Origin of the sequence: Algoriphagus vanfongensis DSM 17529, from assembly GCF_000429465.1 — a bacterium.
Lineage (GTDB): Bacteria > Bacteroidota > Bacteroidia > Cytophagales > Cyclobacteriaceae > Algoriphagus > Algoriphagus vanfongensis.
Window position 1 is genome coordinate 373449 of sequence record NZ_AUBX01000015.1, and the last position, 25260, is coordinate 398708.

Below are 25260 nucleotides of genomic sequence, written 5' to 3' on the forward strand. Positions count from 1 at the left end.
ATGATGTAAATCTGCAAAACCGAAAATTACCATCCCTTCGAATTTTGACTATTTTTGGGGCATGAAAATTTGCTTTGCGACCAACAACCGAAAGAAAATTGAAGAGGTAAAAGCCGCTCTGGGCGACGAGTTTCAAATAGTGTCTCTCGAGGAGATAGGATGCCGGGAAGAATTGCCGGAAACTGGTGACACCTTAGAATTTAATGCCTTTCAAAAAGCCCGATATGTAAAAGATAACTACGGAGTGGATTGCTTTGCTGATGATACAGGTCTGGAAGTTGAGGCTTTGAGTGGTGCTCCTGGAGTTTATTCTGGTAGATATGCTGGCGAACCCAGGTCAGATGAGCGGAATATAGACAAACTACTCGAAAACATGGTTGGTAAAGCAAAACGACAAGCCCGTTTTCGTACAGTCATTGCATTGATCTTGAATGGGAAAGAATATCAGTTTGATGGGATAGCCCAAGGCGAGATTTTGGATCAGAGAATAGGTGAAAAAGGATTTGGCTATGACCCGGTATTTCGACCGACCGGCTATCAAAAGTCCTTTGCTGAACTGAGTATGGAAGAGAAAAATCAAATTTCTCATAGGGGCAAAGCGGTCCGAGCTTTGGTAGAATTTCTCCGCCAAAGAAAATTCTGAAAAACGCCTCAAAAAAGTTTTAACTTTGTTGCCATGCAAAAACCTTTCATCGTCGGCATCACAGGTGGGTCAGCTTCAGGTAAGACCCTATTTTTAGAGCGATTGTTGAGCACTTTTGAGCCCGGAGAGGTTTGTCTGATTTCTCAGGATAATTACTACAAACCCAGACACCAGCAGCCGATCGATGCCCAGGGAGTACACAATTTTGACACCCCACATAGTATCGACTTTGAAGCGTATGCTTCTGATATTCGCAAAATCCAGAGTGGTGCCACTGTGGAGCGGGAGGAATATACTTTCAACAATGCCGCCAAAAAACCCAAGATGCTCACATTTCATTCGGCACCGGTGGTCGTAGTCGAAGGGATTTTTGTTCTTTATTATCCCGAATTGGCAGATTTGCTTGATCTCAAAATTTTTATTGATGCCAAAGACCATATCAAACTCAAGAGGAGGATCATTCGAGATAAGGTCGAGCGTGGCTATGATCTGGACGATGTCCTGTATCGCTATGAGATGCATGTGATGCCTACCTATGAGAAATACATCAAGCCCTTCAAAAATGAGGCTGATCTGATCGTCACCAACAACCATAATTTTGACAAAGCACTTGATGTAGTGCGCTCCTATTTGCGTTCAAAGTCAGGGAAATAGGAAAAAAAAGCCCTAAAACTGCGTGAGTTTCAAATATTGGCTATATTTGCGCAAAATGAAAAATAGAAAGCCAAATAGCAGATTGTTCCAACAGCGCATTACCGTGATGCTGGCACTTTTGCTGTGCTTCTTTATTTCTTCTGTAGAATATTCCTCTCTGGAGGAGTCTATTCAAGTGGAGCAGCAAGCAGATGCAGACTCCCATGATACCTTTTTGAATGTAGCAGTAGATGCGGTGGTACCTTTTGCAGTGCAAGTATCACAATCTGTTTTTTACCTGATTTATGAAATCATCAGTTTTGAGCCAGCTTCTTTTGTGGCTGAGACTGTACAGATTCCTGAGCTCAATCAGCTCGGAGATATACTTTTTACCAGAATTATCTCCACGAAGGGACCCTAAATCTTCTTTTTCCCTATTTATTCCTGAGTAAACCCTGAGGGTTTGCTTGCCCCTACATTCTAAAAAAACAATTAATTAATATCTATACCTATGCAAAACAAAGGTGTCATTGTGTTTTTGACAGTGATTATCACAGGCCTATGTCTGTATTATCTGTCATTCACATTTGTATCAAACGGCATCCAGCAAAAAGCCAACGCTTACGCTACGGATGCTTCGGGCAATGTTGATTTTGCCCAAAGAAGAGCCTACTTGGACTCTGTCTGGAGAGAACCAGTTTATAATTTTCTCGGAGCTGATTTTACCTATCAGGAAGTAAAAGAAACAGAACTAGGGCTAGGACTTGATCTTCAAGGTGGGATGCATGTCACTTTGGAAGTTTCTCCTGTAGAAATCGTCAAAGGTCTGGCAGGAAACCCGAAAGATGCAGGCTTCAACAAAGCTGTGGATGAGGCAAAAGAAGCTTCCAAAACCTCTACAGATAAGTTTGTGGACTTGTTCTACAGCGCATGGCAAGCCAATAATTCAGGTAAAAACTTGAGTAGCATTTTTGCCACTGCTGCCAATCGTGGAAGAATCTCGTTGGAAACTTCTGATTCTGAGATTCTTTCTATCATCGACACAGAAGTAGAAAATGCGATCGATCGTTCTTTTAATATCCTAAGAACTCGTATTGATAGATTCGGTACTTCTCAGCCAAATATTCAAAGAATCCAAGGATCTGGTAGAATCCAGATCGAATTGCCTGGTGTGGATAATCAAGAGCGTGTGAGAAACCTGCTTCAAGGAGTGGCAAAGCTTCAGTTCTGGGAAGTAGCAGAGATGAACGAATTGGGTGGTGCGCTTGAAGCGATCAATGCGACTTGGGTAGCTGCCAATAAAAACACAAACACATCTGCTGCTGATACAGTAGCCACAGGTGAGCTTTCAGAAGAAGACTCTTTGAGAAATGCTCTAGAAGAGCAATTGGCAGAGATCGATCCTTTGAATCCGAGCAACGACGTCTCTCCTATTTTCAGCCTTTTGTATCCAAACTACGGATTGGCTTACGAGGTGAGAGATACCATGATTATCAATAGAATCCTGAAGAGCGAAGATTACAAAGCATTTTTGCCAAGAGATATCAAATTGCTTTGGGGTGTAAAACCATTTACTCCTGAAGGTACTGATGACGAAGTATTGGAACTTTATGCCATCAAGGCTGAAAGAGGTACCAACGAAGCTCCTTTGGAAGGAGATGTCGTGACAGATGCTCGTCAGGTGTTGGATCAAACTTCCCGTCCGGCAGTATCCATGCAGATGAATGCTGAAGGTGCCAGAAAATGGAGGTCTCTGACCGGTGCCAATATTGGTAAAAGAATCGCTGTAGTCTTGGATGACTATGTCTATACTGCTCCTGTAGTCAATGGAGAAATTCCTTCCGGTCAATCAGAAATCTCCGGAAACTTCACGCTGCTAGAAGCACAGGATTTGGCAAATATCTTGAAGTCAGGATCTCTTCCTGCTCCTACTCAAATCGTAGAGGAAAGCATCATTGGCCCGACACTGGGTAAAGAAGCTCAGGGACAAGGTATCATTTCGATGGTTGCCGGTTTGGTGATCGTAGTGGTATTTATGGTGGCTTACTATGCCAAAGGTGGCCTGGTAGCTATCTCTGCCTTGGTATTCAACATCTTCTTTATCTTGGGTATTTTGGCCCAGTTGGGTGCTGCGTTGACTTTGCCAGGAATTGCCGGTATCGTATTGACGATCGGTATGTCGATCGATGCGAACGTATTGATCTTTGAGCGTATCAAAGAAGAGCTCCGAAATGGTGCTGGCCTGATGGCTGCTATCAATGCTGGTTACAACAAAGCATTCTCTGCCATCCTTGACTCCAACGTCACTACTTTCTTGACAGGTGCGATTTTGTATGCATTGGGTCAAGGTCCTGTGAAAGGATTTGCAATCGTATTGATGATCGGTATCGCTTCATCCTTCTTCTCTTCTGTATTTATCACTCGCGTGATTGTATCATGGATGAGCAAGAAAGGCGATAATAGCTCCATTAGCTTTGCTACTCCATTTGCTAAAAATGCGCTTAGCAGCTTGAACTTCGACTTCTTGAGCAAGCGTAAAGTTGCTTATTTGATTTCTACGGGTATCATCGTCGTAGGTCTTGCGATCGCTGCGATCAATGGCTTGAAATTCGGGGTGGACTTTACCGGTGGTAGATCGTATATCGTTGCCTTTGAGCAGCCTGTTGTTCCTTCAGACTTGAAGGTCGGTCTGGATTCAGAATTCGACGGATCTGTCGAGGTGAAAACTTACGGAGCAAACAATATTTTGAAAGTAACGACCTCTTACCTCATCAATGAAGATGATGATGCTTCCAATAAAGAAGTAGAGGAAAAAGTAAAACAGGGAATCGCTTCTGTTACTGGATTGGCTTTCACGGCTGATGCTGAGAATATCGGTTCTGGTGAGTTTGCGATCACAGGATCTTCCAAAGTCGGAGCGACCGTAGCAGATGATATCAAAGCTTCTTCCGCTGAAGCGATGATTGCTGCTTTGATCGCGATCTTCCTATACATCTTGGTAAGATTCCGCAAATGGCAGTTCTCTTTGGCGTCTATCATTGCTTTGGTTCACGATACCTTGTTTGTGATTGCAGCATTTGCTATCGCTAGCGCACTGGGTGCCACCTTTGAGATTGATCAGGTATTTATCGCGGCGGTATTGACAGTGATCGGTTACTCGATAAACGATACCGTAATTGTATTTGACCGTATCAGAGAGAATATAGAGAACAGAGGTACCGGTAAATTGGTGAAAGTATTCAATGATGCTATCAACCAGACTTTGGGCCGTACCTTGATTACCTCATTCACGACCATGATCGTGGTGATTGTCCTATTGATTTTTGGTGGTGAAGTATTGAGAGGATTCTCTTTCGCCCTATTCATCGGGATCGTGGTAGGTACTTATTCGTCAGTTTACATTGCGACTCCGATCGTAGTGGATTTGATGAAAAAAGATCTTGAAAAAGAAAAAGAAACGCAAAAAGCGTAAGAAAAGCTGCTTGATAAAAAAGGCCTTCAGGTGTTTCTGAAGGCCTTTTTTTGTTAGCTGCTGAGTTAGGGATATATTTTTTGAGTAGGTGTGATCAAGGAGTTTTTAACTTGTAGACCTTACCGTCAAATTTTGTCATCATGTAAATTTGGCCAGTGTTATCTTGTCCAAATTTCAGATCCACTCTTTTACAATTACATAGTTCTTTTGCGGTCATTTCTTTACCGTTAAAGATGATTTTCCAAGATTCCACTTTTGGATTTTCACCTTGTAGATCTGTTAGGAATAGTTTTCCTCCCGGTACATCCCCGAATAGAAATTTGCCTTTCAAATCTCCAGAGGGGATAAAATATCCAGCAATGATGGCATTGATCTCGTCATGATCCAGCTGGATCAGCGGATAGGTAGCTCCCAAGTCACTATCATCATTTGGCAAAGGGAAAATATCACTCATATTGCCATACGGATTGATGACAAAAGTCCCCTCTCGCTGGGGCCAGCCGTAGAATTTACCAGCTTCGATGACATTGAGTTCTTCGATATTATGATGACCTATATCTGTAGCTAAAAGGCGTCCATCTGAACTCCAGAAAACTCTGTTCGGATTGCGAAATCCATAGGCATATACCTCCCCCGCTTTATTGGGATCATCCGCAAAGGGGTTGGATTGAGGGATTCCATACTTTCCATTGGTGCTGTTGGAGCCCTGAGGATCGATTCTCAAAATACTACTCCAAGGCAAACGTCCTTGATGATCAGCGATGAATGCAAAGCCGCTTTCCGCGCTACCGCCATCGCCTATTCCAATATATAGAAGCCCATAATCTTCATCTCCCACTTTTGCATGAGGATTAAATGCTAGCTCCTGTACGCCATGGATTTGGGTAGGGACGTCTATTCGGAATAGCTCCCGTCCTTCACCACTATATGGGATTCCATTGGGGTTATTTGTTTTCCATTCGGTCAAGACCCATTGCATTTTCACCCGTATACTGTCCGCATAGCCAAAGTCAGGAACGGCACTGCCTGCTGGAACAGTATGTGAAGTGTACAAAAGGCCGTTTTGGATATAGTCCGGATGAAAAGCCCAGCTTCCAAATCCTGTAGCTAGTCCTGGTTTGGATATTAGTTCTGGCCTCTGTTTTTTTAGGTTTAAAAATTCCCTTGGTCTTCCGTCGATGATCTCATACATTACTCCATGTTGATCTTGGATGAAAGTTCTTCCAGATACTGGCTCTGATTCCAGTTTGGTGATTTTTGCTATTGGGCTGACAGTATCGGTGGTTGGTAATTGGGCAAAAAACTCCAACTCCAAGCGGATCCCAGAATCGGATATAGAATCTGGAATTGGGTCTTCTAGTTTGTCTGCTCGTTGCTCCAACTCCTTTTTTTCATACGTATGCAGATAGCTGAGGATCTGATCTAGCTGCTCTTCTCCTAGATTGGGGAAAGGCGGCATGTAGGTCTTGTACGCTGCAAAGGTTGCTTTTGCTCTTTCATCTCCGGACTCAATTACTTGAGTAGGATCCTTGATGAATGTTTTGATCCAATCAGAAGTCATTTCGTGAGTGACTCCGCTGAGATTGGGCCCGATGGCATTTTGGGTAAAGTTATGACAGGCTGCGCAATTTTGCTCAAATAAGGACTTACCGGCGATGATTTGTTCCTGATCCGAGGAGATGTCCCAGCCTGCATTTTTTTCTCCAGAGCAAGCAGCAAAAAGAGCTAGTGCTGGAAGAAAAAATTTGACAGTATTTTTCATTCTAGCTAATTAACTGATTTTGGGAATTGATCAAAATCAAAGCACACTGGAGTTCAGAGAATTTGCGGAATTGATTTCGGTTGAAAATACAAACCAACTATGACCTCAATCTTGCCATCGGTTCATCTCGTAATTTTTCAACAGTTATGGTGCCAATTCCAGGTGCAGCTTCCAATTCTGAATAACTATTGATTCTTTTAGAGGCTTTACTTTCTCTATAATTGACAATGGCCTCCGCTCTAGTTTGACCAATTCCTTTAATGCGCTGAATTGCTCTTACATCTGAGGTATTCAGATTTACCATAAAATTCAATCTTCCAGTACCAAATCCAGGGATCGAAGATTTAGCATGAGAAATTGATGTCGGGATGTCCCAATTCGTTGGTTGTGAGGTGGCTGGAGTCCAATTGTTATTTTTATATTCTAATTCTGTGAGTGAAAAATTTAGGCTTTGTGCTACATATTGATCTGGATCCGAATAAATGCTGTTATCCAAGTTTTTAGAATATTCTACCTCAACTTCATATTTGACCACTTTTCCTTCATCTAGAATATGTTGTTTAGCAAACCTTTCGAATTTACTGTTCATTTCAGAATTGGTTTGCTTTGCTATTGGTGTCAAATTCCAAGAGACATTTCCTGGACCATGCAATTTGTGATTTAGTAAATGCCCTTCAACGATGTAGTTAGGATAGTTTTGTTTCAGAAGACCTCCTAGTCCTGTAGTATAGGTAGGCTGACTACCGGCAAGTCCTCCAGGGTCCAAACTCAATGGAGAAACAACTACATGCTTACCCATTTCCATTCCTGCCCCAGTGACTTTTTGATTTGTAACAAGGACAGTTCTAGGGATTGGAGGGCCTCCAATATTATTTAGGATGGCTACAATTTTTTCAAATTCTCTCATGATGATTTGACCTTTTTCCACCCCTTGGCCTTCTCGGTTTTGATCGATGGTACTGGCTGAAGTTTGTAATTCTGCTACTTTGTCATCTGGAATTGTTTTTCCATTCCATGATTTTGAAGCAATGATTTGTTGGATTGTTTTTGGATCTGCACTTGCAATAATAAGTCTAGCTTGTGGGTCGGGGCTTTCGAAATACGCCTCGTGTTTTTCTCCATTTGGAAGTGTGAATTCTTTCTTCATTCCAAGCCAACCCATTACGGTGTCAACTGCATTCCTTCCTGCTTGAAGAATGGCTCCCCCTACAGATAAAGCTCGGTCGATTAGCCAGTCGATCGCCTCATTTACTTTATCACGAAGGCCACCAATCATTTCGGCTATTCGAGTTCCTAATCCTCGTAGCCCAACTTGATTGGCAAGGAATCCAATAGCAACGGGTACAGCTCTGGCCAGTGCTCCTTCCAAGAAGTTTGCTGCCTCAGCAATTGTTCCCCTCGCAATGTTTGCAACCCCCGCCACAAAGGAATTGACGATTTCAAGCATCTCACGAAGCTTCTCGATAAAGGACTGGACTGCTCGGTAGAAAGCTATGAAACTGTTGACTACCGCCATGATGCCTGTCGGGTCGAGCATAGAAAGTAGTCGAACTGTAATCTGCTCTATGATTCGGGTCATGATCCAACTTTGAACTTGTTCTAGAACCATATTCCAGAGATTGCTCATTTGCTCTTGAATGTATTCCCAAATCGCAATCGGTCCACGTTCCCAAACGTCTTTGATAAAGGTCCAGATACCTGTCAAAGTATCTATAGCTCCACGGATTTGCTCCACTCGTTCCGGTCCTATTTTCAAAGCAAGTCTCTCCCAGACATTGTCCATGGAGATTCCTAAAACATCTAAGACAAAACCTAAAATGGACTGGAAGCTTAAATCTGCAGGTGGGTTGATTCCCGCTGAAGCCAGTTCTCCAAATAGCCAATCTCTTAATCCTCCCAACAGATGGGTGACGATATTATCAAAGAACTGAACGAACCCTTGTTTAACTGCGCGAAGAAGATTTTTCAAGAATCCGATCGGGTCTCGCTTGATATCTTCAAATGCTGATCGGGCATTGGCGATGATTTGCTGAACAGTCTCTATTGGGAAATTCATCACGACCAAGAGGACTTCTACAATGATCTTGACGATTGTGACGATAAAGTCAAAAAGTCTCAGGATGGGGTCTGCTAGAGTTTGGACTATTCTTACAAAAGCATCTATCGGGTGGAAAACATCCTCAATAGTGAAGCTGTTCCAAAGGTCTAGGAAGAGTCCAGTGATATAAGCCCATGAGAAATTCAGAGTTGCAACAGCCGCATCGATCCTGCTTACCGTTTGCTCGATCGCTCCAGTTTCTTTCATTTGCTGGAATTGCTCCTCACCACCAGGCATCAAGCCCATAAATCCTCGAATGATATTTTCAGTGGTACGAGGTACTTCTTCTTCAGTAAATGGATCCTTTCCTAATAAAACCGTAACTAAATGGTAGCCTTGTTGCTCCCTCGCATAGGCTGAAATTTGAGCCAAAAGAGCATTTTTGATAAACTCTAAAACCTTGGTAGCTACATTTTCAGCGAATGTGAAAACTCGTTGAGTAAATGGAGCAAAAATGGTAACAGTTCTGGTAAATGCTGCTGGAGGATCCCGTAAGTCATCTAGAGAAAATGCATTCCAAGCTTGATCAAACAATGATTTTACTTCCTCGAAACTGAAATTTAATGCAGCTAATTCAGCATCAATCCAATCAGCCGTTTCTTGGATTGTACCCTCTGCTTGCATTCTTTCCAGCTCCTGCTCTTTGCCAATTAGAAGAAGGAATGCTTCTATTTTTTCTGCTGTTGTAGAGTTGACTTCCTCGCCTGTCAGAGGATCATGACCTAGCAATTGGACCAGTAATGGATAGCCTGGGAAAGAATCTGCCAAAGCCTTGAGGGCTGTCATCAAAGCTTCCTTAATCAACTCAAAGACTTTGTCTTTGACTCGCCCTGCAAAAGTTTCTATGTCTCGATAAAGCTGGCCAAAAGTTCTGTCTAGAACCTCCATATTCGCATCCCAGCCAGATAATAGACTGACCTCATCCCAAGCCTGCTCAAGTACTCTTTCAATCCTTCCGGTACTTAGATCCAAGGAATCCATTTGATCCTGAACCCAAGTAAGAGCATCCTGGATAATTCCCAATTCTTGGAGTTTGTTGAATAGGAGAGTTCCAAAAATCGGAATCAAACCCATCAACCCTCCAATGAGATTGACTGCATTTCGCTCTACACTTCTTCCAGCTAATGGATCATATCCAACGACTACACAGAGTAAGGTGTACCCTGGGATATAAGATGCAAATTCTGATAGACCCTCTCGAACTGCCCAAGGGAGTCTTTGGACTCCTTCTGCTCCCTCTGAAATGTTTTCAGACGGAGACCTTCGAACTCCACTGTCTTGTTGGACGACATGCGTCAACTCATGTGCTAACAAATGCTTTCCTTTGGAGGATTCAGGACTATATTTCCCTTCATTGAAATAGACATCAGATCCATGGGTGAAAGCCTGGGCTCCCAATGCATTACTCATGGATGTGGCTTGAGGTCCGGTATGGATTTTTACTCCTGAGAAATCAGCACCTATTTTCTGACCCATTTCGGATTGGACAGCAGGAGCCATAGGGCTACCACCTCCCGTACCACCTTGAATTTGTGTGGAAACAGAGGCAGGAACCTCGCCATTTCCTCCCATCATTTGAAGAGATTCTTCTTCCTCTTCACCCTTGAGCTGAACAGTTTCTTCCTCCTCTTCTTTCAATTGAAGTTCCTCTTCCGGACTCAGGGAAATCATGGAGATACCAGCTGAAAGAGGCATCATTTGTACCGATTCCTCTTCTTCCTCCTCTAATTGGACTCCTCCAGAACTCCCAGTCATTATCGGAGTTTGTGGAGTGGTTGGCATCATCATTACCTGATCGGCAACCGAGTCTGCTTCTTTTTCATATTTGTCACCGGGTTTCCCGACTTTGAGGGAAGGTTGGATTATAGCAGCTCCAGCCCCGAACAGGCGGGATTTAGGTGGGGCTATTTTTTTTGCTGCTGCTCCCATGGATATTATTTTTTAAGAGGAGTCATTGCTTCTCCAGGTTCTTCAGTTTTCATCCCTTGTCGTTCTTTTTCCACAGGACTCATTTCTTCCTTTTCATTTTCTACTGCCTTTTCTTTGTCAACCATGATGACAACTGGCTCTTTTTCAGGTTCCTGCTCAGGCTTTTTTCGGACTTTTCGTTTCATTTCTCCCTCCTTAAATTGTTCTTCCTACTTTTTGAAATTCCTTTCTCACACCTTCTGTGATATCTTCCATCCGGATGATTTTATCATCGTGTTCCAGAGCCATCAAAAGGCTATGTTGAATCACATTGATAATGCTGCCGCCACTGAGATCATAGGAAGAGGCCAATGACATCAGATTTACTTTCGGTTCAAGCTGAGCTCTTTCAGGGAATCCATTTTTCCAAAGTTGAAGTCGTTCTTCGGCTTGGGGCATGGGGAAAAATATGCTTGATTGGAAGCGGCGCATAAATGCTTCATCAAGGTTCCCTTTTAGATTGGTAGCCAAAATGACTAAGCCATCATACTCTTCTATCCTTTGCAAAAGATAAGAGACCTCTTGGTTGGCATATTTGTCATGGGCATCATTGACAGAGGTTCGTTTTCCGAAAATGGCATCTGCCTCATCGAAAAACAGAATCCAATTTTGCTTTTCTGCCCGGTCAAAAATCTTCCCCAAGTTCTTTTCTGTTTCTCCAATGTATTTGGAAACAAGCCTCGATAGATCAATTCGATAGACATCCAAGCCCATTTTTTTGCCCAAAAGGGCTGCTGTTAAAGTTTTTCCAGTGCCTGGGGGACCAAAAAATAAAGCTTTGTATCCGGGGCTTAGCACTTTGCCCATTCCCCATTCATTAAGCAAAAAGTCCTTATGCTTGAGCCAAATCTCTAATTCTTTCAGCTCAATTCTAGTGTCTTCTGGCAATACCAAGTCTTCCCAATCCAAAGCTGTGTGAAGTCGCTGGGCAGGGAAATCATTGTTGAAACTTGGCTTCTGAATCCGTCCTGTGGTGATGAGATCCAAGATTTCTCTCGATATGGTTAAAGTGCCAGATAAGTAAGATTCATCCGTTTCCACATCGCTCAATTTGAGTATTCCTTCTTTGAATAAGGTACCCGTTCCATCAAGAAGATTCTGGTATTGAAATCGTTTTTTGAGGTCATTTCCAGCCAAAATGAAAAGGATAGTCTCTCCAGTTGGAATAAATCCATTGTGAGATTTGGCTTTTTTGCCACCAAATTCCGTGTAGATCTGCTGAGTCAATTGATTCCTACTCATAAACATGTCCAGCAATTGTGGACGGATATGAGGGACAGCAGCTAGGATTAGCAGAAAACGATCCTCTGGTCCCAGGTGATGTTTTTTGATCAAATCAGAATATGGTGATTCTAGATTATCCAGCTCTGGTGGAGGAATATGGAGAAGGTCTTGGTTGGCCGTATCAGGTTTTGCATTGATAGCTGACCTGGCCTTCAAGATCTGCTGAAGCCAATCCATTTCCAATTGGACGAATTGGGCGTTATCGTGTGCTTTGCTTACCATTCTGTAAAAAGTGTTTCTTCCATCCAAGGATGTTTGATGATACTTATCCCCCAAGGGAGCTGGTTCAAAAGAATGTCAATAGATGTTCTTGGAATGATCAATTGAAAACCCTTATCAACTTTCCGAAGACTTCCTTCCCGAGGAAAAAATCCTTTGGAAATGGATTTCCCTGATGAAGTTTTTAAAGCTTTCCACCTTTGCGCTAAAGTGTCCAAAAGGTTTTTCATCTCCTCTTTTTCCAAATCTGTGGGTTCAAACTCTACCTCAATAACCTTTGAGCAAGGAATTCCACAAAGGATTTTGTTCAGAAGTAGGTCGCTTTCCTCAAATTGATTGCTTTCATCTAGCAGACTTTGCAATAGCAAAGCGGCCCTGTTTTGGGCTTTATCAGAGACAAACTCTTTCTCTTTCGTCAAATTCAAGCCTTCGAAAAAGTATGGCAGAAAAGGAGCCGTTAACACCAATCCCGCATTTGTTATAGGGAAAGTTTCGTCTTCCTCCAATTGATCTTTGGATCGAAAAAGATCTTTTTTCCTGGATTTCATAGGTTCCTCAATGGAACTGGTCTTTTTTAAAAGCCTTTTGGCTTGTTCAAAAAATAGATCTGATTCAGATTTTTCCGAGAACTTGGATTTCTGTTTTTGAGAAACCTTTGAATTCTTATAAATAGGAGTTTGAGACCATTCTAGCCATACTTTTTCAATAGCTTTATGATCAATTTTTGTGGATTTGACCTCAGCAAAAAATGTTAAGATCAGGTCATTTAATTCACTAGATTTCGGTTTGCCTGGATTCAATAAAATCTGAGAATCCAGCTTTTTTGAAAAAGAGTTGAGATGGCTTTTTTCAAGGATAATAGCTTCTAAAACAGCCTTGATAAAGATTGAATCCAATTCTTTTGATGATGAAAAACTGGGAACCAAAGTGGTTTTGAAGCTTTTGAAAAGGTACTCTATAAGTTCAACTTTTTGCGGTTTAAACCAAGTCAGAAAATAGATTAAATCTTGAGTTGATATATGCTTAGAAAGTCTAGAAACAGCATTTCTACTTAGTTTTTTCTTTTCAATCCATGATTTGAAAGCCTGATTTTTTTCTTGAATTAACTTTCTGAAAAGAGATTTTATAGTGCTTTGAGAAGATTGATCTGACCACCATGGTTTTCTCCCAAATTCCAAGAGATAAATGAGAAGCTCAACTTCTTTATTTTGATCAAAACTGTCTTTTCGAATAAATTGAGGTCCTTCTTTTTTGATTTTTGGGTTTGATAATTCAGGGTGCCTACGAAGGATCAGGGTTTTCAACTCCTCCCGGAGTCGATTTCTCAATAAATCAGGATCTAAATTCGAATTGATCCTTCCCAAATTAATTTCGAGGTTGTCTATCCGAATCGTCTGGTTCGGAATATCCACCTCTTCCAAAACCTCTTCAATAATGGGTTGAAGTTGAGTTTGGAATTTTTCTCCCCAATGAGCCAAATCAGTCCTGGCTTGAATCGCATCGCTGTAATTCAGGTCTAGAATCTGCCTATGGATCAAGTGCCGACTCATTTTTTGGTGGAGATTATTTCAACCAAACTCGCCTTAGTGGAATTGCTTCTATACTGAAGGTCATTTTCATCAGCGATTACCTTGAGGGTATCGTTTTTCAACAAGCTTAATTCCTCATTCGCCAGTGATATTTCCTGCTTGTCATCCTGAAGCAAAACAATCAATTCGTTCTTATCTGGAGTCGCTGTCGCATCTGTGATCAATCCTCTAGAAGAGGCAAGTTTAAACATATCAGTGGCATCTAAAGTCGCCACTGAAGTTGAAACACCTGTAACTGCTGGTTGGGAAACCCTAACGGAGGTCAAAACATGAATGATTTGAGTTTCATCGCAGATCTCTCTCGTGTTTGATACAAAACCTACAGCGGCAAATTGGAGTGTTACCCCTGGATTTGGGAATTGAAGTGTAAATCTTCCATCGAGATCAGTGACCGTACCTATTTGTTCTCCTTCTATTGTGATCTGGACACCTGAAATTGGTTTTCCAGAGGCGTCTAGAACTTGTCCTATCACTCCTGTGGAAGTACATGTTGGCTCAAGCTGAGCACCACAATTTGATGACTGGTAATCCAGGATCGCCTGGCCCATTGCATTGAATGACATACCATCAATATAGAGGTTAAGACATCTTACTAATTGTTCTCTAGTTACCTCATTATCCAAGAAGTCATTTTCGATTTCATCTTGGGTGAATCCTCTGGTTTCTCGAAGGCTCGTGAGCAAAGAATTAATAGCAAATTCAAAGCTGTTACCTGAATCCAATCCTCTTGCTGCATTTGCCTCAAATACATTTTTGTCCCCCCAACAGGTCAAGATCTCCTCAGTATAGCAAACTGTTGGATTAGCTTCTTTTACCCAAATGGTCACTCTTCCTACATCTGATAGACTGCTGGCTTGATCCACTAATTTATAGTTGAATGAATCATCACCAGAGAATCCTTCTGGCGGTTCATATAGGAAAGTTGAACTAGAGCCTATTTGAGATACTTTCCCTCCTTTTTCTGTGGATTCGGATAGCAATTCAACAGCATAATCTCGCTCAATTGGCAAACGGTCATTGATGACGACTGGAATTTCCACTGGAGTATTTTCCATTGTCACGGCATAATCTGGTCGGGCAAATGGAGGTAGAAGACTCCAATCATCTCCTTCACAAGCATCAATACATTGACAATCACAAGCAGCTCCTGGAAGACTAAAGTCCCCAATTACCCTTTCTGAACTTGTCATGTAAAGAAGGATAAATGTACCCCCTTTGTAAACTCCGGCTTCGTGATTAATTCCCTGGTTTTGTTGAATGTATTCAGTAAAGCGTTTCGAATTATGGAGCTTGTCTTTTCTATGGAGGAAACTCAGGAAAAGGCGCTGGATTTTAGTGAAATAGAATAAATCCAAAACCCGATAAACTAAAGGAGAAACTCTCGCAATTAATCCACTATATACATCTTGTAGAGGAGTTTCATCATCATTTTCCAAATCAATGTTGTCCAACACTTTCATCTGGATAAGGATGAAATCCAATAGAGTTTGGAGGATCTTTTTATAGGATTCTTGGAATTGATCCCAATCAAGATCTTCTAGGCATTCTGCTAAAGAATCGACCAAAGATTCGAATAATCCAAAGGCATCCATTACCTGTTTTTCTTGGTCTTCATCGTATAATGGATCGTCTCCACCGTACTTTTCATTCATTTCTCGGAGATAATCTATAATCAAGCGGATATCCCGAATCAGTCCAAGCAAAAGCAATCGGTGATGCATATATTCTTCCTGAAGGTCATTCCATCCACAATTGCTATCTGTCAAAGTTCCACCTGCATCTAAATGCAATGCTTCTAAATGAATAGGAAGATTGAATTGATTAATCAGGTTTTGTATAGCTGTTTTTGCATCCTCGATATTATGTCCCAGATGTCCTTCGATCCTCAAAAATGGATAAGGATCCCAGTTGAAATTCAATGGCGATTCTAAAAATTCTGGATTCGCAACTGGAGTATCCGGTTGATTGTCATAGGATAAAACTTCTGGCCGATCGCTGCTCCTGAGTTGTAGGGTTCCAGGCGCTTTCCAATTCTTTTCCAATGAAAACCAGCTCCCGAAACTTCCTTTTCCCTTGATATCGTAGTAATAAGGAATGGACCTGCTTCCCAAATCTTCGTATTTCTCAATGCTTGGAGTAATTTTTATGGGAAAGGTTTCTGGGTCTGGCTCTCTGAGTATTCCCAATTCTAAATTCTCAATCATCAATACCAATCGGCGATATTGCTGATTTAGTTTTTCCTGAAGTAGCTTTTGCCCATTGAAAATTGGAGGCTGAACCAAGCCGTGACGATATTTGTAAAATTCTTCTGCGGTTTCACTAGCCGGAATAGCTCTCCCAAGCATCAAGTGCAAAGGGAATAAAGAAGGGTCTGTCGGACAGGAATACCACAGCGATAGTCCTGTTTCCATAAACTCATCCCAAGCCAGATTCAATTCTTTGAAGAAATCATAGAGATATTGGATTCCCAAGACAGTTGCGGGAGCATCTATCAAGCTTTGATTGATTTGGTCGATTTTGTTGATAATAGGTGCTGAATCGAATGGATTTGAAAAGCCAAAACTCTTAGCTAAAAGTGGTTCGAAGATCTTGTATCCTTGCGCTAGATTATCCCAATATTCTGTTGTGACAGTCTCCGAAATCGTATTTTGATAATGACTGATAAATGGGCCAATCAGGGTTGATTCAGGAGTTGAAGGGCTGAAGAGTGGCTTTTTGAAATGGTAATTCTTTAAATTGGGATCCGATGAAAATTCTCCAGAAACATTGGATGACCGAGTCAAAATAATATCCAAATCGGCTTTGGAAACAACCAGTTTTCGAAGTGTTAAAAGTCGATCTTGTCCTTTGTCATCACAGGCATTTCCCAGACAGGATTTGAGGTCTTTGTCAAAGATTTCAAGGTAGAGCAGGACAAATTTATTGTTGAGGAAGGTGGCAGGATTATTCAGTTTTTTGACACCTGTCTCATCTTCTGGCTCCTCAGATAGTAGCTCCCAAAGTGTCACATCTTGCTCTGGGAAACCAAATGGCTTATAGCTCACTCCTTCTGGCAGTGTGTAAGGTCGATAGTGGGTCGCATCAAACCTTTTTCCGTTTTGAATCAAGAAACCCTCGGAGGTAATCCCTAAACCTTTTGAAATACTGAGCCCATTTGGAAGGGGTTGGATTTGAAGCCCGCATACGATTCCCATTCCAATCAATTTGGAGCGGGTGAGCCTATTTTGCTGATCAAGGTACGCGCTGAGCTGGTTAAGCTGATCGCTGGTCAGGACCTGACTACCTTCAAAAATTGGATAAGTGGAAATGATCTGGCTCATAATAATATTGTTTAAAATTCTCCCAGTGATGAAAAATTGAGGATAATGGCATCGGCAAGGCTGTCACTTTCGGCACAGTCATGAAGACTTCCTGAAGGATAGACATTGCGTACTTTTTCCAGTTCCTCTATCAATAGGGATAGTGCAGTGGAAAGATTTTTGGGATGTATTGTGGGCTTCAAAGACTCAAGCTGCCAAATTTTCCAGGCTCGCTCGAGTCCATCCATATGCTCTGGGCTGATCCAGCAAATCGTCAAAAAGACATGGGATGGAGCCTCAGTTTTAAATTTATTTTCTAAGAATCTTCGGAAATCCCGATTGGTAAATCGCCCCGGCCAAAATGGTAAAATCACATGGGCTATGCAGGTATATGGATCGTCCAAAGTACAATGGCATTCCTCTTGAAAATGTGGATCCAAAAGCCTGTCTTCGATGGTTTCAGTAACCATCACTCCTCCTTCATCCAGGAATTTATACTTGCCTTTTAGCTTAGGGCGGAGTAAAATATGTTCAAATAAATGTGTGCCTTCATGGCTGAAAAACTGATTGGAAATGAATGCTTGAAAGGCCAAAATTGCCAACTGCTCTTCACCTCCCGCAACCAAGAATGTATCTCCATCAATTGACAGAACATCAATAGTCTTCATGACCATTAATTGTCCTTCCATCAGATCAGTTCGTGGCTCTTCTTTGGTAATCAGTTCTGTTTTACCGTCAACCAAAGCGAAATCGAAAAGGCCATAATTGACGAGGTAATCTCCTTCATCAAGGGCAAGGCTGATGGTGATTTCTTCCAATGAGGAAAATAAATCCAAATGATCACCATCAATCACCAGTTTGTGGGAGGCAAGATCAAGGCTTTCAATTTCAAAGCTTCTTGAAAAGACAACTTGGTCTCCGGAATTTGGGATGAGATCAGTCTTTAGTCGAATTTTGGATCCAAAAGATTCTGAAGAATCCAAAACCATGGAGGCAGGAGGAAATCCTTCTTGAATTAGCCATAAATCTCCCCATGTGCCATCGAGAAGTTGGGCTGCAAGATCAGCATTGAAATCAGACTCAACTGTCTGGGCCAAAACCCCGCCCCGAACCGGGTCGATTATGGATATTTTGTATGGAACTTCATCATCTGGAGGAAGTTGATAGCCTGAGGTTTTGGCAGCAGCCGCTACAATCCTCCAAATATGGTCTTGAATATGTGTTTCTGCGAGGTTTTCCAGTTCAGTCTCATCTACCGCATCAGGCACTTCTTGCTCTATTTTTCCACTCAAAATGGCATTACCAGTTCCGAATGGAGCATCAAAGATTTCGAATTCCACCTCATATTTTGGAGGAGCAGGAGCCATGGATGTTGTGATGGTATATTCATACCAATGCTGAAGTCCAAGGCTCAAATTTTTCCGATTAGCTCGAGGGTTTTCTAAAAATTCATTCTTGAATAGAGTAATCAATTCCTCAATGGCCAATTCCGCATCCGATTCTAAAGCAAAATCTTTTTTGATGCTTTCACCGATGATTTCTTCCTTGAAAACCAACTCAGCCAAAAAGCTTCCTGGCTCTCCAGAAATACTCCAATGAGAATCTTCTGCCGCAATCAGCAGGATTTTTTCTAAAGCCAAAGCAGCATCTTCTTTGGATTCAAATTCCTCGAAGATTTCAAAAACTGGTTGATCAGCGGGATCATTTACCGAAATAGTCCAGACTCCAGAGTTTTCTGTGAAAATAAAGTGTGGTCTAAAAATCAACCAATCGGCTTTTTTGACTTTGATTCCATAAAGTCCGCCGATTCTATTTTCCAGTCCTGAATGATTTTCACGATGGTAAAAGCCATCTTTCAATCCATAATTATAGCCTAAGCCTCTTCCGGCGCTGGTCTGTGGATACTTGTTCAAAAACTCCAGTTTATCCTCAATTAATTGCTCTTTTCCCGTGATTCCTTTGAGTCGGATAGAAAGGAGAGAATAGTCTGTCAGAGATTCAGCAAACCTTCCTAGGAGGTGGTTCAAAAATTGATTTCTGCGATCCAAATAGGCTTCATGGGACTCAGTCATGTCCGCGAGCAATGTCTTTAGCCCAGCAAGATCTTTCCATAAATCTTCACAATCAGGAACGATAGTTTCAAGAGACTGTGAAAAATAAGTATTGGAAATCAGTGGGTTACCAAATGGGTCTTTGTCACCAGAAATGGAAAAAAGGTCTTTGACATGAGCCAATTGAGCCAGATAATTTGCCAAAAACTGCTCAAAAACAATCAGATAGGCTTTCAATTGCTTGACCTGGAATGTTTGAGGTCTTCCTTGGCTTTTTGGTAGCATTCCCTCTTCTCCGATGCCATAGACTAGAGGGAAATCATTTTGGATCGAATAATAATCACCCGAGTCAGTGAATTCTCCCAAAATCAACTCAAAATCCAGATTTGGATAGTGGATTTTTTGCGGCCTTTTGTCATCCTCAATCTCCTTCAGCAAGTCTTCAACCAATTCACGGTCTGCTTTAAAAGGAAGTCCCTCCTTGTAGAACATGAGTTTGCTTAGCTCGGTATTCAGTCGAGGAACATAGTTCTCTTCCATTGCCAGATCCAGACACCATCGAACGCTTTTCGAAAGAATTTTTCCTTCAGGATCATCTTGAGGCATGTTGGCGATTTGGATGCTTTTTACAGCTTTAACCCCATCGATATCCATGATGATATGGATTAAGTCGGAGACATGAATGCTGGATTTGCGATCCGCCAACTTCAACTCTTCCTCATCGATGAATCCATGTTTTAAAAGGGGCCCTTCGAAGATTTCTTCTGTAGGATTGCATTGTTCTTCCTCCCAATTTCCAAAATAAATACTGTCATCATCTCGGATCAAAGGACTTGAAAAATTGGGACTGAGGCTTATTTCAGCCAGTTTTGGGTTTTTTGGAGCTGTTTTAATCCCCAAAATCTCGTAGGTTCCAGCATTGTTGCCTGATCCTAGGATACTTACCTGAGTACCTGCTTTTGGATAATTATCTTCCTCCAGTTCCAACCAAAGTTTCGCCGGGTTCTGTTGGATTTTAGTGATCGGCAAAGAGTCAGCTTTACATCCGTGAAGCCTTTCTTCTAGGGTGTAGAAATTGACCTGAGGTGATAGAAAGTCCGCAATAGCCGAAAATATCAAAGCCTCTGTCAGCTCTACATCTGCCTCCTGCTCCAACTCTATATCTGAGCAGACCAAAATCTCCTCTACTCGAAGCGCATGAAATTCCACAAAATCCTCACACAAATTGCGGTTTGCCATCAATGTGGCTTTGACCTGCTGCAGGATTTCCTTGATTTTCTCGATTTTGAGAAGATAGAAACTCATGACTCCGTCTTCATCTTGGAATACAAAGTCATTGACTAGATTAGTTACTGCTGCCAAATCCTCGATTTCTTCCAATCCAGAAGGAGTCAATTCTGTACCTTCCAGCTCTATATAATTGGTTTGGGAAAGAGAGAAATCCATTTCAAAGCCACTGGGAAGGTTTTGAAATTGAATGGAAATACTTTGAATTGCTTTTCGAATTTCAGTTCGATTTTCCCAATCTATTTTTGCATCCCAACGAGGAAATTCCACTTGAATATCAATGACAACACCACTCAGGCTGATGTGCTCATCGATGCTGATTTCCATACTGAGTTTGTTTTCATTGAGATCGCCCAGACCTTCTGTGGTATCAAACTCAAGTAGCACATCGTAGAGAATTCCCATTTGCAGGACTTCCTCTGTTGCAGGAAATGGCTTATAGGCTAGTTTTTTCTCTTTTCGATCTGGGTAAACCGGGATTTCATTGGATTCTCTCAATTCTATCCAGGCATTTTTTACTCCTGCAAAAGGAGCAGGTTCATCTTCCTCTCCGACTACTTCCACATCCATGAGAAGTTTGCGATAATCATTCAATGTGAGTGGTTTGGAGGGTAGAATTTCTGAAGCTTTGAAAAGCTGTCCTGCCAAAGAACCATCTGGATCAGCCAATAAATCTTGAATCGGTTTATTGGTTCGGAAGCTTAGATCTGTAATGGCATAGCAAAGCACCTCCAGAATCGTCACCCCTGGGTCATGAGTATTGTAATCCGTCCAAACCTGGCCAGAAAGCTTTTGGATATAGGCCAAAGCTTCCGTTCTCAGAAGTTCGAAGTCCGAAGCCGGACTGGCAGGAGCTGCTTGCGATATGGTGATTGGTTTATTCATAAATTAAGTTGGAAAAGCTTCGTCCATATCTGAATCTTCACTGCTTGTGATGCTTGCAGTTGCTACTATTTCATTATCCTCACATTCACAGTCATCTGACTCCAAAATCTCTATGATATGATCTCCATAGGTGTCAATATTCCCTGTGGAACCTAAAAGTGATACGCCTGTACTTCCTTGTGCTTCTTCTACCTTTTCTTTGGAAATAATAGATCCGTCGATGGGATTTTTGACGATGTGATAGAGCTCAAAACAGGTCAAATAGTCCACATAGGATAGTTTTTCTATAAAATGTAAAATCACTGAACCATGGAAATTTCCTGTGAAATTGAAGCTTTCAACTCCTTCAAATGCCCATGGTGAAAGGAATGCCTTCAACTCATCTTCCAGCTTTTTTGCAAATAGACTTCGGTCTACTCCTGCTAAGAATTTGACTTTTGTTTTTACCTGAAGCTCTTCATAGACTGGGTTAACTACGTGTAGAAAAACCCCTGCTGAATTGATTTTGGAAAGCGACTCATGGACATTTGAAATCAGGGAAACACTCGCTTTGGGGCGAAGTGGATCCAATGCATTTTTATTTTGAACATTGGCTACCAGAACAACCGTGACATGGCGAGGTGCCAAAGCACGGTATTCTTCCAAATTCCCCGTGTATTCGGTGTGATTTTGGACCTTTACCTGATAGATTTCCGGAAATTCTTCCAAGACCAAATGCTCATAATCCCATAAAGTGATTGCCCGCTGCTTGTGTCGTAATCTTTCGGAGACCCTTTGATAAAAATCCTCAGAAGCTTCGGGAGTCTTTCCTCCAAATGATGCAAAAGGTTGAGCAATCTTGCTGACTTGAGGTAGAGATAATTTGAGTTTGGCTATGGTTTCTGCTGGAAGGGAAACTGCCAATCTATTAGGGTCATTTCCCTTATCTTCGAAGGTCACCTTAATTGCCTGAGCTAGAATTTGGGTGAAATCAGGAATAGCATCAGAGTTTTCACTCACACTTGCCCGAATCCAAGTCAATCCATCATCCAGAATTGTGTGTGAGGTGTTGGCAGCTCGAGGCATGGTGAAGCCAACTAAACCTGTTTGGATCAATCCATTGGTTTCATCCAAGACCAAGTCAAGCTTTTCAAATGAAACCCACTCATTATTTGCCAAATAGGCCCATTTTACTTCAGGAACAGCTTTTTCTGGATTTCCACTTCCATCCAATACATGGAGTAGCATTTGGATCGACTGAGCAATTTGATGGTTTTTCAATCCAATATGTAAAAAGCCTTCGCCTTGATAATCTGGAACCAGAAGGGAAGGAGATTGCTCTTGAATAGCCTCTCCAAATACTCCTATATTGAAAAAGGAATCCCAGTCATGATTTCCTGGGACAAAAGTGTCCTCGGCAGTATAGTCTAGTTTTACACTGCTAAGCTCTGGGGTGTAAGGTTCATTTGGAATTGGTAGGTCGGTTGCATCAGTCGTTAGGGAAATCACAGCCTCAGAGAATATTTTTGGATAATCCTTATGCCCAAATCCATGGGTAAGACTAAGTTTTAAAAATCCTCTTTTTGTTGCTGGAGTCCATTGCAATACTTCTTCCAGTTCAGGCTCGGCTTCCAACCCAGTAAAATGAGAACTACTTAATTCATATTCCTGAGAACTGCTTAACGCTCCGTCCTGCTTAAATAACCTGAAAGTACTCTTCAGGGACCCAAAAGACCTGTCGTCCAGAAAATAGCTCTTCACTTGGAAGGATGAATTTTCAAAATCGTCGTATTCTGCATAATAATCCTCAAATCCGGCTTCATCCTCTGGGAGTCCATGCCAGTTGAAATGAAGGTTCATGCTTTGGAGCTTTTTTGAAAAAGCTTCATGACTTCCAATGTAAAAACTGGACCCTGGAAGCGGTCTGGGACCAAAGGGGTTAATGTTTTTCCCTACTGGAAGAGTACTCAGGTCATTTTGGAGAACTAGGTTTTCTACGCCGCTGACATCTACATTTATTTTTACCTCTTGAACTTTTGCTCCTTGAAGGAGCGGATAAGCATAGCTTTGAAGTGTATTGGCAAGTTCAATTTTTAGTACTGGTTGAACGGTTTTGAATTTCTGAAGTAGAGTTTCCTCATCGTATCCCACTACTGCATCTTGGTCAGAGATCAAGTGACATTTCAAAATCAACTCAATGGTGTCACCCAAATCTTTGATTTCATGCTTTTGACTTCGGAAGGAATATTTTAGATCCTCAATTTTATCCTCACCAACGCCTCGGACTGCTCTCACTTGAATCAGAGAAGTGAATTTTTGTCCAGAAAGAGTGGATCTTCGAGCTAAAATATTTTTGGCAGTTACTTCCCCTATATCATAGCCATTGAAGGGCTTGTGCTTTCCAAATTCAGGATTGTCAAAAACAGGTCCCGCTTGTGGTTCAATAGCCGCGATATCTTGCCATTTTTTGGCATTGTTCAGGAATATCAAGGCCTCTTCTTCTATTTCTTCTTCGCTTTGAAGATCAAATCCAGGTGTGGCTTCTATCCATTCTTTTTCTCCACTTAAGAAAAACCTGAAAGTTGAATTGAGATGTAGTTCTTTTAATTTTTCAAGCAGACCTTCCTCTTTGGGAAGTACGAGGGTCAAAGTGATTTTTCTTAGCCCTTCCTCTAGAGCCAATGTGGGAGAAGAGACAGCAAATCCTAAAACGGCAAGGCTCTTTTCAGAATCAGGGAAAAGTGTTTTTGGCCTTCCAAAAGGGTTCCATTGTCCTTCGGTGGTGGTGATTTCAGCTCCTAATCCATCAGCTGAATTTGCCACTGGCGAGGAATAGATTCTTCCATTTTCATCCTTGAAAAAGGATTTGATGGAGCTGATTTCCGATTTGTTCAAGGATTCATCTTTGAGATTTTTGAACAAAACCTCTACCCCAGTATCATCTTTGCCTGCCTTGAATTCAGAGTTTTTGGGCAAAAGGTAAGCAGTAGTAGCTTTTGCCAATTGGATAATCAAATATGCCTGATCTGCCTCCGCTGGCTTTTCTTTCAAATGGAGAACGTCCCGATAAAAAAAGTCCAGATGCTTTTTTGTCAGTCCATTGATGTCATTTTGAGCCAATTTGAAGTTTTGCAAAAAGGCCAAAAACAAAGCAAAATGAGGGTCAGTTCTTTGGTCTTGTTTGATGAAGTTTTCAAAAAATCCCTTCCAATCACCATCCCAACCCGCTTGAGTTTTGAATTTCAATTCAGTCGCCAGATTTACAGCAAAAGCCTTTAGTTCATCGATTTTTCGGGCATCGACAGCCACATACTCAGGAAGCAGAGTCTTGAGTAGCCGATTGACCCGATTGGTTCCGCTGGTAGGTACTTGGACGCTATGACAATTGTCTAAACTCATAGATTGGTGTCAGTTGCTTCGATGATGAAATAAGGGTAAACCAAGTTTTTTCGGTTGTTGGTGGCGATGATCGTGTACTTGACGAGCACTTCTACTCTGCCTTCCTGATAATCAGGTCGCAGGTCTATATCATCCGCTTTGATTCTAGGTTCATGGAAAAGAATTGCCTTTTTGATTCGATTGATAATGATGGTGGCTGTAGTCACATTAAGTGTCTCGAAAAGAAGGTCCTCCATATTTGCTCCATACTTAGGTCTCAGCACACGTTCTCCTAGTGTGGTGTTTAGTAATATGATCAGGCTCTGACGAATGTCTTCCTCATCCTCCACCAATTTGGCTTGCTTAGAACCAGAGCTAAATTCTACTGGAAATGCCCAACCTCTACCTAAAAATGAATTTTTCTCACTCATATCATCCTATCATTACTGTTGGTTCTCCTACTGCTACTGATGCCCCACAACCGCAAACATCCCCAGCTCTCAAAGCAGGTTTTCCTCCAATCAAAACTGTGGCGCTTCCCATTGCAAATGGACTTGCCGTTGGTTGGTGTGCATTTGGTGGCAAAGAGCAAACATGATTATCTCCCAAAACTGCAGCCGGCATTCCTCCAATCAATACCGTTGGTTCTCCCGGCCCCATGACCGTTCCTCCATGATTTGTCGTGTCCAATATTCTCGCTGCTGCTGGCATAT

Annotated in this window: 14 protein-coding genes; 4 read left to right on the forward strand and 10 right to left on the reverse strand. The window is 41.8% G+C overall.

The window, feature by feature from the left end:
- Nucleotides 1-61 precede the first annotated feature (61 nt).
- The 4 genes from G460_RS0115015 (at nucleotide 62) to secDF (ending at nucleotide 4748) form a co-directional block, all read left to right on the forward strand.
- Complete coding sequence (locus G460_RS0115015) at nucleotides 62-643, forward strand: non-canonical purine NTP diphosphatase (RefSeq protein WP_026956139.1); 582 nt, start codon at nucleotides 62-64, stop codon at nucleotides 641-643.
- A 33-nt stretch (nucleotides 644-676) separates the two neighbouring features.
- On the forward strand, nucleotides 677-1297 hold the full coding sequence (udk, locus tag G460_RS0115020) for a uridine kinase (protein ID WP_026956140.1): 621 nt from the start codon (nucleotides 677-679) through the stop codon (nucleotides 1295-1297).
- A 55-nt stretch (nucleotides 1298-1352) separates the two neighbouring features.
- Nucleotides 1353-1697, forward strand: coding sequence for a hypothetical protein (locus G460_RS21935; RefSeq protein ID WP_051316059.1), 345 nt, complete (start codon nucleotides 1353-1355; stop codon nucleotides 1695-1697).
- 90 nt (nucleotides 1698-1787) lie between these two features.
- Nucleotides 1788-4748, forward strand: a complete 2961-nt coding sequence (secDF, locus tag G460_RS0115030; protein WP_026956141.1) for a protein translocase subunit SecDF — start codon at nucleotides 1788-1790, stop codon at nucleotides 4746-4748.
- Nucleotides 4749-4842: 94 nt separating this feature from the next.
- Here the strand turns inward: secDF and G460_RS21940 are convergent, their stop codons facing one another.
- The 10 genes from G460_RS21940 to G460_RS0115085 form a co-directional block, all read right to left on the reverse strand.
- Nucleotides 4843-6510, reverse strand: a complete 1668-nt coding sequence (locus tag G460_RS21940) for a PQQ-dependent sugar dehydrogenase (protein ID WP_035464492.1) — start codon at nucleotides 6508-6510, stop codon at nucleotides 4843-4845.
- Between the two features lie 97 nt (nucleotides 6511-6607).
- Complete coding sequence (locus tag G460_RS21945; protein WP_051316060.1) at nucleotides 6608-10537, reverse strand: eCIS core domain-containing protein; 3930 nt, start codon at nucleotides 10535-10537, stop codon at nucleotides 6608-6610.
- A gap of 5 nt (nucleotides 10538-10542) precedes the next feature.
- Entirely contained in the window at nucleotides 10543-10722 is a 180-nt protein-coding gene (locus G460_RS0115050) for a hypothetical protein (protein WP_026956142.1), read from the reverse strand.
- Nucleotides 10723-10732: 10 nt separating this feature from the next.
- Entirely contained in the window at nucleotides 10733-12082 is a 1350-nt protein-coding gene (locus G460_RS0115055; RefSeq protein ID WP_026956143.1) for an ATP-binding protein, read from the reverse strand.
- The gene (locus tag G460_RS23445) at nucleotides 12076-13629 is read right to left on the reverse strand and encodes a contractile injection system tape measure protein (protein ID WP_026956144.1); all 1554 of its coding nucleotides are present in this window, start codon (nucleotides 13627-13629) and stop codon (nucleotides 12076-12078) included. Before G460_RS23445 ends, G460_RS0115055 begins: the two co-directional genes overlap by 7 nt.
- The gene (locus G460_RS0115065) at nucleotides 13626-16988 is read right to left on the reverse strand and encodes a carboxypeptidase-like regulatory domain-containing protein (RefSeq protein ID WP_026956145.1); all 3363 of its coding nucleotides are present in this window, start codon (nucleotides 16986-16988) and stop codon (nucleotides 13626-13628) included. The genes G460_RS23445 and G460_RS0115065 overlap by 4 nt, the downstream gene beginning before the upstream one ends.
- A gap of 11 nt (nucleotides 16989-16999) precedes the next feature.
- A complete protein-coding gene (locus G460_RS0115070) occupies nucleotides 17000-21190 on the reverse strand; it encodes a hypothetical protein (RefSeq protein ID WP_026956146.1) in 4191 nt (1396 codons plus the stop codon).
- Between the two features lie 3 nt (nucleotides 21191-21193).
- Complete coding sequence (locus tag G460_RS0115075; RefSeq protein ID WP_026956147.1) at nucleotides 21194-24568, reverse strand: baseplate J/gp47 family protein; 3375 nt, start codon at nucleotides 24566-24568, stop codon at nucleotides 21194-21196.
- Nucleotides 24565-24978, reverse strand: coding sequence for a GPW/gp25 family protein (locus tag G460_RS0115080; RefSeq protein ID WP_026956148.1), 414 nt, complete (start codon nucleotides 24976-24978; stop codon nucleotides 24565-24567). Before G460_RS0115080 ends, G460_RS0115075 begins: the two co-directional genes overlap by 4 nt.
- Before the next feature lies 1 nt (nucleotide 24979).
- On the reverse strand, nucleotides 24980-25258 hold the full coding sequence (locus tag G460_RS0115085) for a PAAR domain-containing protein (protein ID WP_026956149.1): 279 nt from the start codon (nucleotides 25256-25258) through the stop codon (nucleotides 24980-24982).
- Nucleotides 25259-25260: the final 2 nt, after the last annotated feature.

Excerpts from the sequence above, each read along its gene's own strand:
- G460_RS0115015 (WP_026956139.1), top strand. The coding sequence starts at position 62 with ATGAAAATTTGCTTTGCGACCAACAACCGAAAGAAAATTGAAGAGGTA.
- udk (WP_026956140.1), top strand. The coding sequence starts at position 677 with ATGCAAAAACCTTTCATCGTCGGCATCACAGGTGGGTCAGCTTCAGGT.
- G460_RS21935 (WP_051316059.1), top strand. The coding sequence starts at position 1,353 with ATGAAAAATAGAAAGCCAAATAGCAGATTGTTCCAACAGCGCATTACC.
- secDF (WP_026956141.1), top strand. The coding sequence starts at position 1,788 with ATGCAAAACAAAGGTGTCATTGTGTTTTTGACAGTGATTATCACAGGC.
- G460_RS21940 (WP_035464492.1), bottom strand. The coding sequence starts at position 6,510 with ATGAAAAATACTGTCAAATTTTTTCTTCCAGCACTAGCTCTTTTTGCT.
- G460_RS21945 (WP_051316060.1), bottom strand. The coding sequence starts at position 10,537 with ATGGGAGCAGCAGCAAAAAAAATAGCCCCACCTAAATCCCGCCTGTTC.
- G460_RS0115050 (WP_026956142.1), bottom strand. The coding sequence starts at position 10,722 with ATGAAACGAAAAGTCCGAAAAAAGCCTGAGCAGGAACCTGAAAAAGAG.
- G460_RS0115055 (WP_026956143.1), bottom strand. The coding sequence starts at position 12,082 with ATGGTAAGCAAAGCACACGATAACGCCCAATTCGTCCAATTGGAAATG.
- G460_RS23445 (WP_026956144.1), bottom strand. The coding sequence starts at position 13,629 with ATGAGTCGGCACTTGATCCATAGGCAGATTCTAGACCTGAATTACAGC.
- G460_RS0115065 (WP_026956145.1), bottom strand. The coding sequence starts at position 16,988 with ATGAGCCAGATCATTTCCACTTATCCAATTTTTGAAGGTAGTCAGGTC.
- G460_RS0115070 (WP_026956146.1), bottom strand. The coding sequence starts at position 21,190 with ATGAATAAACCAATCACCATATCGCAAGCAGCTCCTGCCAGTCCGGCT.
- G460_RS0115075 (WP_026956147.1), bottom strand. The coding sequence starts at position 24,568 with ATGAGTTTAGACAATTGTCATAGCGTCCAAGTACCTACCAGCGGAACC.
- G460_RS0115080 (WP_026956148.1), bottom strand. The coding sequence starts at position 24,978 with ATGAGTGAGAAAAATTCATTTTTAGGTAGAGGTTGGGCATTTCCAGTA.
- G460_RS0115085 (WP_026956149.1), bottom strand. The coding sequence starts at position 25,258 with ATGCCAGCAGCAGCGAGAATATTGGACACGACAAATCATGGAGGAACG.